General features: G+C 71.2%; 10 protein-coding genes. 5 read left to right on the top strand and 5 right to left on the bottom strand.

Translation table 11 applies throughout. From position 1 onward, the window contains the following. Positions 1-144 precede the first annotated feature (144 nt). The 4 genes from IE264_RS03975 to IE264_RS03960 form a co-directional block, all read right to left on the bottom strand. Complete coding sequence (locus IE264_RS03975) at positions 145-1,374, bottom strand: MFS transporter (RefSeq protein ID WP_032752987.1); 1,230 nt, start codon at positions 1,372-1,374, stop codon at positions 145-147. 159 nt (positions 1,375-1,533) lie between these two features. Next, positions 1,534-2,559, bottom strand: a complete 1,026-nt coding sequence (locus IE264_RS03970; protein WP_032752989.1) for an endonuclease/exonuclease/phosphatase family protein — start codon at positions 2,557-2,559, stop codon at positions 1,534-1,536. Positions 2,560-2,752: 193 nt separating this feature from the next. Next, on the bottom strand, positions 2,753-3,487 hold the full coding sequence (locus tag IE264_RS03965) for a TetR/AcrR family transcriptional regulator (protein WP_032752990.1): 735 nt from the start codon (positions 3,485-3,487) through the stop codon (positions 2,753-2,755). Between the two features lie 167 nt (positions 3,488-3,654). Continuing rightward, positions 3,655-5,280, bottom strand: coding sequence for an MFS transporter (locus tag IE264_RS03960; RefSeq protein ID WP_032752991.1), 1,626 nt, complete (start codon positions 5,278-5,280; stop codon positions 3,655-3,657). A 201-nt stretch (positions 5,281-5,481) separates the two neighbouring features. Here IE264_RS03960 and panB point away from each other — a divergent pair, with 201 nt between their 5' ends. The 3 genes from panB (at position 5,482) to IE264_RS03945 (ending at position 8,442) form a co-directional block, all read left to right on the top strand. Next, on the top strand, positions 5,482-6,372 hold the full coding sequence (gene panB / locus IE264_RS03955; protein ID WP_015608168.1) for a 3-methyl-2-oxobutanoate hydroxymethyltransferase: 891 nt from the start codon (positions 5,482-5,484) through the stop codon (positions 6,370-6,372). A gap of 184 nt (positions 6,373-6,556) precedes the next feature. After that, entirely contained in the window at positions 6,557-7,579 is a 1,023-nt protein-coding gene (locus IE264_RS03950) for an ATP-binding cassette domain-containing protein (RefSeq protein WP_032752992.1), read from the top strand. Further along, a complete protein-coding gene (locus IE264_RS03945) occupies positions 7,576-8,442 on the top strand; it encodes an ABC transporter permease (protein WP_032752993.1) in 867 nt (288 codons plus the stop codon). Before IE264_RS03950 ends, IE264_RS03945 begins: the two co-directional genes overlap by 4 nt. A gap of 58 nt (positions 8,443-8,500) precedes the next feature. On the opposite strand, the gene IE264_RS03940 is transcribed toward IE264_RS03945, so the two are convergent. Beyond that, complete coding sequence (locus tag IE264_RS03940) at positions 8,501-11,923, bottom strand: AfsR/SARP family transcriptional regulator (protein WP_032752994.1); 3,423 nt, start codon at positions 11,921-11,923, stop codon at positions 8,501-8,503. Between the two features lie 102 nt (positions 11,924-12,025). Here IE264_RS03940 and IE264_RS03935 point away from each other — a divergent pair, with 102 nt between their 5' ends. Both IE264_RS03935 and IE264_RS03930 read left to right on the top strand, forming a co-directional pair. After that, the gene (locus IE264_RS03935; protein WP_063605703.1) at positions 12,026-13,618 is read left to right on the top strand and encodes a recombinase family protein; all 1,593 of its coding nucleotides are present in this window, start codon (positions 12,026-12,028) and stop codon (positions 13,616-13,618) included. Continuing rightward, entirely contained in the window at positions 13,615-14,418 is an 804-nt protein-coding gene (locus tag IE264_RS03930) for a site-2 protease family protein (RefSeq protein ID WP_032752995.1), read from the top strand. The genes IE264_RS03935 and IE264_RS03930 overlap by 4 nt, the downstream gene beginning before the upstream one ends. Positions 14,419-14,430: the final 12 nt, after the last annotated feature.

Genomic DNA, 14,430 nt, shown 5'->3' with positions numbered 1-14,430 from the left:
GGTGGCCCGACGGGTCCGCGGTCGACTTGGCTGCGGGCCCGCCCGGCGCAAGGGTTCCGTCCTCAAACGCCGGACGGGCTGGAGAGGGGGGACCGGCCTCGGGCCTACGAGAGTGACCGGGCACCCCGTTCGACGGTTCCGTCCTCAAACGCCGGACGGGCTGTGAGGGGAGCCGGTCGGCTTGTGGGCTGGGGTCCGCGGGGCTCCTGCCACCACCCGGGACGGCTTCTCCGGGTCCCGGTCCAGGAAGCCCGCCGTCGCGGCTATCGCCAGGCCGATCACCGCCAGCACCGCGCCCACCAGGGCCGGGGACGTCCAGCCCCAGCCCGCTGCGATCGCCACGCCGCCCACCCAGGCGCCGCCCGCGTTGGCCAGGTTGAAGGCCGAGTGGTTGGAGGCGGAGGCCAGGGTCGGGGCGTCCTTCGCCTTGTTCATGACCAGCATCTGGAGCGGGGTCGTCGTCATGAACCCGACGCCGCCCAGCAGCACCACCATCACCAGCGCCGCCCACTGCACGTGCACCGTGAACGGGAACGCCACCAGGACCACCGCGAGCGCGCCGAGCGATCCGTACAGGGTCGGGCGCAGGGCCCGGTCCGTGAGGGGGCCCGCGGCCAGGGCGCCCAGGGTCATCCCGATGCCGAAGAGGGCAAGGACGAGGGTGACCGAGGATTCGCCGAAGCCCATCGCCTTCGTGGTCATCGCCGAGAGGTACGAGTACACCGCGAAGACCCCGGCGAAGCCGAAGACCGCCGTGAGCAGCCCGAGGAGCACCTGACGGTTGCCGAGGGCGCGGAGTTCGCGGCGTACGTCCTGGTGGGCCTCGACCGGGATACGCGGCACCAGGCGGGCCAGGGCCGCCATCGCGGCGAGGCCGATCACGGCGACGACGAGGAAGGTGGCCCGCCAGCCGAGGTGCTGGCCGAGCAGGGTGGCGGCGGGCACTCCGACGATGTTGGCGACCGTCAGGCCGAGGAACATCGTCGCCACCGCCCGCGCCTGGCGGCCCTCGGAGACCAGCCGGGCGGCGACGACCGCGCCGACGCCGAAGAACGCGCCGTGCGGGAGTCCGGCGAGGAAGCGGCCCGCGAGCAGCCAGCCGAAGTCAGGGGCGAGCGCCGAGGCCAGGTTGCCGACGGTGAACAGCGCCATCAGGAGCAGCAGCATCTTCTTGCGCGGGACGCGGGAGCCGAGGCCGGTGAGCAGGGGCGCGCCCAGGACGACGCCGATCGCGTACGCCGACACGAGGTAGCCGGCGGTCGGTACGGACGTGTCCAGGTCGTCCGCCACGTTGGGCAGCAGGCCCATCATGACGAACTCGGTCGTGCCTATGCCGAAGGCGCTCACGGCCAGGGCGAGCAGGGCCAGGGGCATGGGAAGAACCTTCACAATCTCGGGGCGGGGGCAGAACGAAGAACCGTCGCCTCGGCATCCACGCCGGGCGACGGCTGAGTCTTCTTTATGTATGCGACTGGAACAAATTGTCGCAGATGTTTTATGCCGGGAGGTGAACGGCCGGTTGCCTGATGCCTGTCACAGCTCCACGCGGGCCGCGATCGGCAGGTGGTCGCTGTCGGTCGCCGCCAGGGTCCACGAGGACTTCGGCTCGACGCCCTTGACCATGATCTGGTCGATCCGGGCCATCGGGAACGAGGCGGGCCAGCTGAAGCCGAAGCCGTCGCCCGCCGCGCCCTGGGTGGAGCGCATCTGGGAGGTGACCGCGTTCAGGGAGCGGTCGTTCATCGTGCCGTTGAGGTCGCCGAGGAGGACGACGCGCTCGACCTGCTCGTCGGCGATGGCCTCCCCGAGGGCGTCGGCGCTGTTGTCGCGCTGGTTGGCGGTGAACCCCGCGTGCAGCTTCACCCGGACCGACGGGAGGTGGGCCACGTACACCGCGATCTCGCCCTGCGGCGCCTTCACCGTGGAGCGCATGGCCCGGGTCCAGCCCATCTTGATGTCGACGGGCCTGGTGTTGCTGAGGGGGTACTTGCTCCACAGCCCGACGGTGCCCTGGACCGAGTGGTACGGGTAGCGGGCGGCGAGCGACTTCTCGTACGTGGACACCTGGCCGCCCGGCAGCTCCTGGAGGGCCACGACGTCGGCCCCGGAGCCCGCGACCTGCTGGGCGGTGCCGGCGGGGTCGGGGTTGCCGGCGTTGACGTTGTGGGTGGCGACGGTGAGGTCGCCGCCGGTGCCGGACTTGTCGGTGATCAGGCCGCCGAAGATGTTGAGCCAGACCACGGCCGGGAGCAGCAGGGCGATCAGCGCGGTGGCGGAGCGCCGCAGCAGCGCCAGGATCAGCAGCAACGGGATGAACAGCGCTATCCACGGCAGGAACGTCTCGACGAGGCTGCCGAGGTTGCCGACCCGGTTCGGGATCTGCGCGTGGACGACCATCACCAGGGTCAGCACCACCGAGCAGAGGGCGAGCACGATCCCGCGCCGCCAGATTCCCCGGTCCCGGGCCGCTCTGCCCAGAAGGCTCCGGAAGCGGGACCCGCCGGCCTGCGGCTGCTCCGCGCTGCCGTTGCCCGTGTCCGCCCCGTACGCCTGCACCATCGCGCTCGTCCTCACTGCCTTGCCGTACACATCGCCGCGCCCCTCGACCCTAGGTGATGGGCGGCGTCTTTCCCGCCGTCGACGACGGCTTCTTCGTGAGCAGGACGTGTGGAGCGGCACGAGAGGTTCCGGTCCGGGCCCGGCCGGTGGGGGCTTGTGACAGAACGAGCACACTCGTCCCGGCCCCGGCGCGTCAGGCGCGCGCCGGGGAGCCCGCCGGGGCCAGGCCCTGGACCAGCGCCGCGATGATGCGGTCGGCCAGGTCGTCGGGGAGGGGCGCGTCGGGGCGGTGGACGGTACGGACGAGCATCGGGCCGACGAAGAGGTCGTCGATCAGCTCCACGTCGAGGTCGTCACGGAGCTCCCCCGCGGCGACGGCCCGCCGTACCGCCGCCAGCATCAGCTCGCGGCGGGGGGCGATCACCGTGCCGGAGTACTCGTCCCACAGCTTCGGGTGGCTCTTCATCTGGGCGAAGATGTTGTGCAGGAGCACCGAGGAGCGCTGGGCGAGGCCCCGGGTGCGCAGGGATTCCAGCATGACCCGCAGATCGGCGAGGCCCTCGGTGCCGGAGACGGGCGGGTCGACGGGTTCCATGTCCCGTACGACGTCGACGAAGAGCTCTTCCTTTCCCGTCCACCGGCGGTAGATCGTGGCCTTGCCCACGCCCGCCGTACGCGCGATGCGCTCGATGGAGAGGCCGGCCAGGGGTTCGCCCGCCTCCAGGAGGGTGATGACGGCGTCCAGGATCGCCCGTTCGGCCGCGGCACTGCGGGGGCGGCCGCGGCGGGGCTCGGGGTCCTGAGCCCCGTCGCCCCGCGCGGCGCCGCCGTCGCCAGCGCCGGCGCACGCGTCGTGCCGGTCCTGCTCGCCGGACCGCGTGCCGTCGTGCTCGCCGCCGTCGTGCTCGCCGTCGTCCTGGTCCCGCACCTGAAGCCGCCTCTCTCCGTGCCGGCCGCCGTACGTGGACAGCCCTGCCCTCGTACGCGTACAGCCGTGCCTTCGTACATGTACGCCCCTGCCGCCGTACGCGTACGCCCTTCGCCCTGATTCTCGCCGACCGCGAGGGGGCGGTGGGCCACGGCCCTCCGGGTCGGTCAGCGGCTCACCGGCTCCTCCGCGGGCCGGGCCGCGGGCTCCGCCGGGGTGGCCGGGGTCCGCCCCGGCAGGTACAGGCCGACGACCACCGCGCCGACCAGGGCGACGGCCGCCGAGCCGAGCGCGGTCACGTGCATGGCGCTGATGAAGGCGTCGTTGGCGGCGGCGACCAGAGGCTTTCCGGCCACCGGGCCGAGCTTCTCGGCGACACCGAGCGTGGCCTCGATGGACTCGCCCGCCACGTCCCTGACCCCGGCCGGGACCGCGGAGAGGTGGCCCTCGATGTCACCCCGATAGACGGTGGAGAGCACCGAGCCGAGGACCGCGATCCCGAGCGCTCCGCCGACCTGGCGGAAGGTGTTGTTGATGGCGGAACCGGAACCGGCCTTCTCGCGGGGCAGCGCCTGCATCACGGCGACGGTGACGGGCGGCATGATGTGCGCCATTCCGGTGCCCTGGACGAAGAAGACGAGGCACATCACCCACACCGGCGTACCGGCGTCGAACAGGGCGAACGAGGCGAGTCCGGCGGCGACCAGGAGCATGCCCACCGTGCAGACCGCACGGGCGCCGAACCGGTCGACGACCAGCCGGGCCCGGGGCGCGAAGATCATCTGGGCGGCGGCGAGCGGAACGATGAGCAGGCCCGACTGCAGGGCGCTGTAGCCGCGCACGCTCTGGAGGTAGAAGGCCGAGAAGAAGGTCACGCCCATGAGCGCGAAGAAGACCAGCGCTATGGCGGCGACGGCGGCGGAGAACGCGGGCTTCCGGAAGTACGTGATGTCGATCGCCGGGTGGCTGCTGCGCTTCTCGTGCCAGACGAATCCGGCCAGCACCAGCAGTCCGCCGACGATGGAGAGCAGCACGGTGGTGTCGGTGAAGTCGGCGAGCTCGCCGCCCCGGATGATCCCGTACACCAGCAGGACCAGGCCGACGATGGAGAGCGCGACGCCCACCGGGTCGACCTTGCCGGGCTTCGGGTCGCGGGAGTCGGGGACCAGGATCGCCATGGCGACCAGGGCCAGCACGACCACGGGGACGTTCACCAGGAAGATCGAGCCCCACCAGAAGTGCTCCAGGAGCAGCCCGCCGGTGATCGGGCCGATCGCGATGCCGAGGCCGACGCTGCCGGCCCAGATGCCGATGGCCTTGGGCTGTTCGTCGCGCTCGAAGACGTTCATCAGGACGGCGAGGGTGGCGGGCATCACGAAGGCGGCGCCGAAGCCCATCAGGGCGCGCCAGGTGATGAGTTCGCCGGGCGACGCGGACATGGCGGCCAGGGCGGAGCCGATGCCGAAGACCAGGATGCCGAAGAGGAGGACCTTCTTGCGGCCGATGCGGTCGCCGAGGAGTCCGGCGGTGAAGAGGAGTCCGGCGAAGACGAGCGTGTAGGAGTTGATCGCCCACTCCAGCTCGCTCTGGGTGGCGCCGATGCCGGTGGGCGCGGGGCTGGCGATCGTCTTGACCGCGACGTTCAGGATCGAGTTGTCCAGCACCACGATGAGCAGGCTGAACATCAGGACGGTGAGGATCCACCAGCGGCGGCGGTGGATCGCCTCGGGTATGCGGGGCTCGGCGGCGGCGACCCCGGAGGAGGCCGCGGCGGAGGGAGACGGGTTGGACATGGGGACGAGCCTAACGCCGTTTCGATACGAGACCGTCTCGTATTGTTAAAGCTTTGCCCAACGGCCGTCGAACGGTCAGCGCGGACGGTTCGGACGGTCCCGTGCGGGCCCACTTCCCGTTTGCCCGGGCGGGATGCCACCATGGAAGGGATCCGGGGACGCCGTGAGGGCGCCTCGAGATGACGAAGGAGCTCATCAGCCATGTCGCTTTCGGCTGCACAGAACCAGTCCTCCCCCGCGGGAACCACCGCTTCCGCCCCCGACAGCAGCAAGGCGCTGTACGGAGGGAAGTCCACCCGCCGCATCACGATCCACGACATCGCCGCCGCCACCGAGCGCGGCGAGAAGTGGCCCATGCTCACCGCTTACGACGCGATGACCGCGTCCGTCTTCGACGAGGCGGGCATCCCGGTCATGCTCGTCGGGGACTCGATGGGCAACGTGCACCTCGGCTACGAGACCACCGTGCCGGTCACGATGGACGAGATCGCCATCCTCTCCGCCGCCGTCGTACGCGGCACCAAGCGCGCGCTCGTCGTCGCGGACCTGCCCTTCGGCTCGTATCAGGAGGGTCCCGTCCAGGCGCTGCGCAACGCGACCCGGCTGATCAAGGAGTCGGGTGTCGGCGCGGTCAAGCTGGAGGGCGGCGAGCGGTCCCTGGAGCAGATCCGGCTGCTGGTCGAGGCGGGCATCCCGGTCATGGCCCACATCGGCCTGACCCCGCAGTCCGTCAACGCCATGGGCTACCGGGTGCAGGGCCGCGGCGACGAGGCGGCCCACCGGCTGCTGCGCGACGCCAAGGCGGTCCAGGACGCGGGCGCGTTCGCCGTCGTGCTGGAGCTGGTGCCCGAGGAGCTGGCCACCCAGGTCACCCAGACGCTGCACATCCCGACCATCGGCATCGGCGCCGGTGCCGGGACCGATGCGCAGGTGCTCGTCTACACCGACATGGTCGGGCTGACCGGCGGCAAGGTGCCGCGCTTCACCAAGCAGTACGCGAACATGCGCAAGGTGCTCGGTGACGCGGCGAAGGAGTTCGCCGAGGAGGTCGTGGGCGGTACGTTCCCCGCGCCGGAGCACACCTTCCACTGATCCACCGGCCCTCCGGGGCCCGCGCCTTCCGTTGATCCACCGGCCCCTCCGGGGCCCGCATCAGCCATTTCCCGCACCACCGACAGCCCGCCGACATCCCCCATCGGCGGGCTGTCGCGCGTTCGGGAGCCGTATCGGGCCGTATCGGCCGGCTGTCGGTGAGCTGTCGGTGGGCGCTGGTCCCATGGTGGACATGGAACGAATCGACAGGAACCCCAGGAACGGCGGAAACGCCGTCGAGGTACGGGGGCTGGTCAAGCACTACGGCGAGACCAAGGCACTGGACGGCGTGGACCTCGACGTCCGCGAAGGCACCGTCCTCGGCGTGCTCGGCCCCAACGGCGCCGGCAAGACCACCCTCGTACGCTGCCTCTCCACCCTGATCACCCCCGACGCCGGACACGCGGTCGTCGCGGGCTTCGACGTGGTGAAGCAGCCCCGCGAGCTGCGCCGCCGGATAGGTCTGACCGGGCAGTACGCCTCGGTCGACGAGAAGCTCTCCGGCTGGGAGAACCTCTACATGATCGGGCGGCTGCTCGATCTGCCCCGCAAGCAGGCGCGGGCCCGGGCGGACGAGCTGCTGGAGCGGTTCTCGCTCACCGACGCGGCCAAGCGGGCCTGCATGGAGTACTCCGGCGGGATGCGCCGCCGGCTCGACCTGGCCGCCTCGATGATCGGCAGCCCGTCCGTGCTCTACCTGGACGAGCCGACGACCGGGCTCGACCCCCGGACCCGTAACGAGGTCTGGGACGAGGTGCAGCGGATGGTCGCGGAGGGCGCGACCGTACTGCTGACCACCCAGTACATGGAGGAGGCCGAACAGCTCGCCAAGGAGCTGACGGTGATCGACAAGGGGAAGATCATCGCCCGCGGCGGGGTCGACGAGCTCAAGGCCAAGGTCGGCGGCCGCACCCTGCACATCCGGCCCTCGGACCCGGCGGAGCTGGCCGCGATGGCCCAGGCGATCCGGGAGGCCGGTCTCGACGGGGTCGCCGGGGCGCAGGCCGTGCCGGACGAGGGGCTGCTGTACGTGCCCATCCTCAGCGACGAGCAGCTGACCGCCGTCATCGGGCTGCTGGGCGTCCGGGGCTTCTCCCTCGCCCATGTCGCCACCGCCCTGCCCAGCCTGGACGAGGTCTTCCTCGCGATCACCGGCGACAAGGCCTCCACCTTCTCCGACGCCGCTCCCCAGGAGGCCGCCGCATGAGCAGCACCACCACAACCCTGACCCCCACGCCCGCCGGATCCGCGGGCCCCGCACCGTCGAAGGCGGCGGTGGCCGAGGAGGGCCGGATCGGGCTGCGGGCCAACCTGCGCCACATCGGGGCCCTCGCCCGGCGCAATCTGCTCCAGATCAAGAAGGACCCGGAGTCGATGTTCGACGTCCTTCTGATGCCGATCGTCTTCATCGTGCTCTTCGTGTACGTCTTCGGCGGCTCGGTCGGCGCCAGCCTCGGCGGGAACCGGCACGACTATGTGAACTACCTGGTGCCGGGACTCATGGCGATGATGGGCATGAACATCGCCATGGCCGTCGGCACCGGCGTCAACGACGACTTCCGCAAGGGGGTCATGGACCGGTTCCGGACGATGCCGATCGCCCGCTCCTCGGTGCTCATCGCCAAGATCGTGGTCGAGCTGGGCCGGCTGATGATCGCCACGCTCATCCTGCTCACCATGGGGTTCGCCCTCGGCATGGAGCTGAACGGCTCGGTGTTCGGGCTCCTCGGAGCGGTCGCGCTGGCCGCCACGTTCGGCGCCGCCATCATGTGGATCTTCATCCTGCTCGGGCTGACCATGAAGACGGCCCAGGCCGTTCAGGGGACGGCGATGCTCGTGCTGATGCCGCTGCAGTTCGGTTCCTCGATCTTCGCGCCGACGCAGACCATGCCGGGGTGGCTCCAGGCGTTCACCGACTACAACCCGCTCTCCAACCTGGCGGACGCGGCGCGGGCCCTCATGCAGGGCAAGCCGGTCGGGGACTCCGTCTGGTGGACGCTCGCCTGGGCCGCCGGGATCACGGTGGTGATGGCGCCGCTGGCCGTCGCCAAGTTCCGCAAGAAGGCCTGAGCGCCCGGCACCGAAGGTGTCGCCAGGAAGGCCTGGGCGCCGCCGGGCACCGAAGGTGTCACCGGTACGCGCCCGCCAGGGCGGTGGCCTCCTCGATCGTGAGGCCGCCGCCCTCTTCGTACGCCGCCGTGTACGCCTCGTCGCCGATGCGGGCGCGCACCGCCTCCTCCGCCTCGGCGAGGGCCTGGCGCTCCAGGGCGGTCGGTACGTGTTCGGGGGGCAGGAGCGCCGCCTGGAGGCCGAGCAGCCGGGCCGCGGCCCCCGGGGCTCCTTCGCCGTCGAGTCCGGCGAGCGCCCGGGCCATGGTCATCAGCTGCATGGACGCCATGAACGGGGCCATCAGCGCCGAGAGCCGGTCCTGGGAGCGGCCCAGCGCGGTCAGGGCGGTGTCGAGCGCGGAGGCGTGGTCACCGTCGAGGTTGTCCAGCCAGGCCAGCATCCCGAGCACGAATCCGTCGAAGACGCCGACCGTACGGGAGCTGAACTCCTTGCGCAGCAGCACCAGTTGCTCGCGCGCCTCGACCAGGCGGCCCTGGCGTCCGAGCAGGAAGCCCAGGTGCAGCCGGGCGGTCGGCACCGCCTCGTGGCCCGCGGACCGGCCGCCGTCGACGATCTCGCGCAGGATGGCCTCGGCCTCCTCGAACCGGTCGAGTTCGCTGAGGACCCCGGCGTACCGCGCGCGCAACACCGCCACCTGGGCGCGGGCGCCGAGCGCACGCGCGTACTCGATCGCGGCCAGGTAGTCCTCGGTGGCGGCGGTGAGACGGCCCGCCCGCTCGTTCGCCTCGCCCCGGGAGGAGAGCGATTCGGCGGCTCCCCAGTCGTCGCCGAGCCGGGCGAAAATCTCCAGGCTCTCGTCGGCGTCGGCCAGCGCCTCGCCCGCCCAGTCGGGCCGGTTGGCGAGGATCTTGGCCCGCATCTCCAGCGCGGCGCCCAGCTCCCACTCGTAGCCGAACTCCCGGGAGGCCCGGACCGTCTCGTCCATCAGCGCCCGGAGTTCGTCGACCTCACCGGTGAGCAGGATGGAGAACATCCAGAGCGAACCGGGCGTACGGCAGGTCTGCGGCTGCCCGGCCCGGTAGGTGCGGCTGATGACCTGGAGCCGCTCCTGCCCCTCGGGGGCCAGCCACTCGTCCATCGCGTGGTCCATGCTGACCAGCTGGATCAGTCCCACCCCGCGCCGCGCCTCCGCCACCTGCTCCGGCTCCCACGGCGGCGGCCGGTCGGTGGTCCGCTCCAGCAGGGAGGGGGCCCGGACGCCGGGCGGGGCGAAGGGGTCGGGGCCGAGCGCGGCCACCGCCTCGGCCCACTGGCGGGCGTCGGCGTTCAGGTCGCGCATCATCCAGTACCAGGACAGCGAGAGCACCAGGCAGAGCCCCTCCTGCTCCTCCCCGGCGGCGACGGCGTGGCGGAGCGCGGTGCGCAGGTTCTCGTACTCGCGCCGGAACAGCTCGATGGCCTGCCGCTGGCCCGCCCCGCGCAGCTTGGGCCCGGTGGTGCGGGCGAACTCCCGGTAGTGGACCAGGTGGCGCCGCTCGACGGCGTCCCGCTCGCCCGCCTCGGCCAGCCGCTCGGCCGCGTACTCGCCGACGGTCTCCAGCAGCCGGTAGCGCATCTCGGCGTCCTCGCCGGGCGCGGCGACGACGAGCGACTTGTCGACCAGGGAGCCGAGCAGCGCGGCGACGTCGAGGGGGCCGACGGCGACCCCGTCGGCCGGGGCGGGCAGGGCGCAGACCTCCTCGGCCGCGGCGATCCCGCAGCCGCCCGCGAAGACGGAGAGGCGGCGCAGTACGGCCCGTTCGGCTCCGTCGAGCAGCTCCCAGGACCAGTCGACGACCGCGCGCAGCGTCTGCTGGCGGGGCAGCACGGTCCGGCTGCCGCTGGTGAGCAGGCGGAAGCGGTCGTCCAGCCGGTCGGCGATCTGGCGGGGGGTGAGCATCCGCAGCCGGGCGGCGGCCAGTTCGATGGCGAGCGGCAGCCCGTCCAGCCGGCGGCAGATCTCGGCGCAGGCGGCCGCGGTCTCCTCGTCGGTGTCGGTGCGGAACCCGGGGCGGGCGGCGGCCCCGCGCTCGGCGAGCAGCCGCAGGGCCATCGGGTCGGGCAGCGGTTCGACGGGGCGGACGAACTCGCCCGGTACGCCGAGGGGTTCGCGGCTGGTCGCGAGGACGGTGAGCTGCGGGCAGTGGGTGAGCAGATGGTCGGCGAGGGCGGCCGCCGCGTCGACCACATGCTCGCAGTTGTCCAGCAGGAGGAGCATGCGGCGCCGGGAGCAGTACTCGGTGAGCCGTACGAGGGGGTCGCCCGCGCCGTGTTCGGTGAAGGCCCGCAGCTCCTCGGCGCCGGCGCCGCGCAGCACGGTGTCCCGGGCGCCGACCGCGCTCAGGACGGCCTCGGGCACGGCGGCCGGGTCGTCCACGGGGGCCAGCTCCGCCAGCCAGACCCCGTCGGGCCAGGCGTCGGCGACGACCTCCGCGGTCTCCTGCGACAGCCGGGTCTTGCCCGCGCCGCCGGGGCCGAGGAGGGTGACGAGCCGGGTGCGGGTGAGGTCCTCGCGCAGGGCCGCGATGTCGGGGTCGCGGCCGACGAAGCTGGTGAGCCGGGCACGGAGGTTGCCGGACGCGGGCGGGGAGGGCGCGGGCGGGGAGGGCTGCGGCGAGGCGGACGGGGGCGCCTGCCGGGTGGGCTGCTTCCCGGGTACGGGGGACTCCTCGGGGGCCTGTCCGGGGTGCGGGGCGGGCGGCTGCGGGGCGGCGGGCGCGGCTTCCTGGTGGAGGAGCTCTCCGTACAGGCCGCGCAGTTCGGGCCCGGGGTCGGTGCCGAGGCGTTCGGAGAGTACGGTGCGGACCTCGTCGTACGCCGCCAGCGCCTCGGCCGTGCGTCCGGCGTCCCGCAGGGCCCTGATGCGCAGGGCCTGGAGCGGTTCGTCGAGCGGGTGGGCGGCGCAGAGCGCGGCCAGCTCCCACAGGGCCTCGTCCGCCCGCCCGAGGAGGCGCAGCGCGTCGAGCCTGGCCCGCCGGGCGCCGAGTCTGCGGGACTCCAGGCGGGAGGCGGGCGCCGCACGGTCGGGGAGGTCGGCGAGCGGCGCCCCGCCCCAGAGCGCCAGGGCCTCGTCGAGGACGGTGACGGCCTTGACCGCGTCCCCCTCCTCCAGGGCCCGGCTCCCCTCCCCCGCCAGCCGCTCGAACCGGTGCAGGTCCACGGCGTCCGGCGGGGCGGCGAGCCGGTAGCCGCTCTCCACCGACTCGACGGCACTCCGCCCCAGCGCCCGCCGCAGCCGCCCGACCAGCGCCTGGAGCGCCCCGGCCGCGTCGGCGGGCGGATCGCCGTCCCACACCTCGCCGACCAGCACTCCGGCCGGGACGGTCCGCCCGGGGTGCAGCGCGAGGACGGTGAGCAGGGCGCGCAGCCGCGCCCCGCCGATGGGGACGGCCGTACCGTCGTCGCGGAGTGCCCGGGTGGTGCCGAGGATGCAGTAGCGCACGGGCCCATTGTCCCTGGTGCCGAGCAACGCTCTGCCGACAGGTCTCTCAGTAAATTACGTAACTCTCAGACCTCTCAGGCATGCAGTAGATAGGCTCCCGATATGCCTCGGGAGCCCAGAGCACTCATCGTCGTCCGCCTGTCGTCGGAGACGGAAACGAGCACCAGCCTGGAGCGCCAGGCCAAGGAATGTGCGGCCTACTGCTCGCAACGCGGATGGCAGGTCGTCGGCATGGCGGAGGATTTCGGGTCAGCTTCCCGATCCACTCCGTGGCAGCGGCCTCAGCTCTCATCGTGGCTGGGAGACCGGGCGCCCGAGTTCGACATTATCGTCGTGTGGCGGCTGGATCGCCTGGTCCGCAAGGTGGGCGATCTTCACGACTTGATCGTCTGGGCGCGGGACCACGGCGGCAAGGCCATTGTCTCCGTCACCGAGCCTTTCGATCTCACTCACCCGTCCGGGGAAGCCATGGCTTCCATAATCGCGTCATTCGCCCAGATGGAATCCCACGCGGCTTCCGAGCGCGTCACGTCGATGCGGCAGCATCTGCTCGTCACGCCGCGCTGGGGCGGCGGATCACCGCCCTACGGCTATCGCACCTACGAGAAGGAGAAAGGGCGGTACCTGGAGGTCAATCCCGTCACGGCCCCGGTCGTGCGAGAAGCCGCCCGCAGGGTCATGGCGGGAGAGTCGATCAACGCCATCTGCAAGGACTTCGAAAACCGGGACGTGCCGTCGCCGGCCGACTCCTACGGAAGGAGAAGAGTTGAGCGGGACTTCGTCTGGCACCCTGTCACGCTGAAGAAGATCCTCTCCTCTCCCGCCCTCTGCGGTTTCAAGACCCGGAACGAGCCCGTCCCGGGGAAGAAGTACCAGAGGAAGGTTCTGGTCCGTGACGAACGAGGGCAGCCCGTTCGAATGGCCGACCCCATCATGGATGAGGAGATGTGGGGCAAGTTGCAGGGCGCTTTGGCCGCCGCTGCCGTCTCCACCAGCAAGCCCGCGTCTCCAAGGACCCCCTTCCTCGGCGTGATCAAGTGCGGCGGCTGCGGCAAGAATCTACAGCTCCACATAACGAAGAAGAAGCGCAAGGACGGCTCCGAACGCATCACGAGCAAGATTCGCTGCCTGTCACGCATAGACTCCCCAGCTTGCAAGGGCTACGTGTTCATTCCTGTCGAAGAGATCACCGGACCGGTTACCCGAATGATCCTTTCGGCAATCGGCGACAAGCCTGTCACCAAGCGCGTCTACATTCAGGGCAAGGAAACGACCGAGCGGCTCGCCGCGGTCGAAGCCTCGATCAACTACCACGTCGCCCAGCTTCTTCCCGGCGGCATCTACGACTCAGAGGCCCTTCGAGCCAAAGGCGAAAAGGCACTCGCCGGGCTGCGCAGTGAAGTCGAGCAACTACAAGCCCTCGGAGAGAACGGACAGGACCGCTGGGAATACGTCGAAACCGGAATGACTTTCGCCGAACAGTGGCAGGGAAAGGACCCAGGCAGCGTCACGAACGACCTGGTACAGGCAGGCATCACCGTGGAGTGCCACCCCGAGGAAAGAGGCGGACACGTTCTCCGTCTACCCGAGGACCTGAGGCGGAGAATCGCTGGAGCGCCGGGCCGTCCGCAGCACCGAGTCGCAACGGTCCCACCCACGAGGCCTTCAACGACCGCCACTACTCTCAGCACATGAACACCGGCACCAAGGCGACAGAGTGGCGCGTCAGTCCCGTCTTCCTCAGCATCGTCGCAATCACCGCAGTCGCGGGCTGGGCCGTATGGACGGGAATCGCGGGTGCCACCGGCTTCGCGGTCTTCCTCTTCGTCACCGGCGCGTGGATCGTCTCGCTCTGTCTCCACGAGTACGCCCACGCCCGCACCGCACTGCACAGTGGCGATACATCAGTCGGCTCAAAAGGGTATTTGACACTCAATCCACTCGCCTACACGCATGCCCTCCTCAGCATCGTGCTGCCGGTCCTCTTCGTGGTCATGGGCGGGATCGGCCTGCCCGGCGGCGCGGTCTACATCGAGCGGGCCCGGATCCACGGCCGGTGGAAGCACAGCCTCATCTCGGCGGCGGGCCCGCTGACGAACGTGGCGTTCGCGGTCGTGTGCACGGCCCCGTTCTGGCTGGACGCGCTCGACGGGGTCCCGCCCGCCTTCCAGTACGCGCTGGCGTTCCTGGCGATGCTCCAGGTGACGGCGGCGATCCTGAACTCCCTGCCGATCCCGGGGCTGGACGGCTACGGGGTGATCGAGCCCTGGCTGTCGTACAGGATCAGGCGCCAGGTGGAGCCGATCGCGCCGTTCGGGCTCATCGCGGTGTTCGCGATCCTGTGGATCCCCGCGGTGAACATCGCCTTCTTCGACGGGATCGACGCACTGCTGGGCGTCCTGGGCGTCGACGACCTCCAGCGGTACTGCGGTTACGACCTCTACCGCTTCTGGAAGGCGTTCTTCGGCGAGCAGAACTCGGGATGCGCGGTGTAGCGGGCAGGCCGT

Origin of the sequence: Streptomyces microflavus (assembly GCF_014650075.1) — a bacterium.
GTDB classification, from domain to species: domain Bacteria; phylum Actinomycetota; class Actinomycetes; order Streptomycetales; family Streptomycetaceae; genus Streptomyces; species Streptomyces microflavus.
Note: the sequence above shows the minus strand (reverse complement) of the source record. Positions and strands in the feature narration are given on the sequence as shown.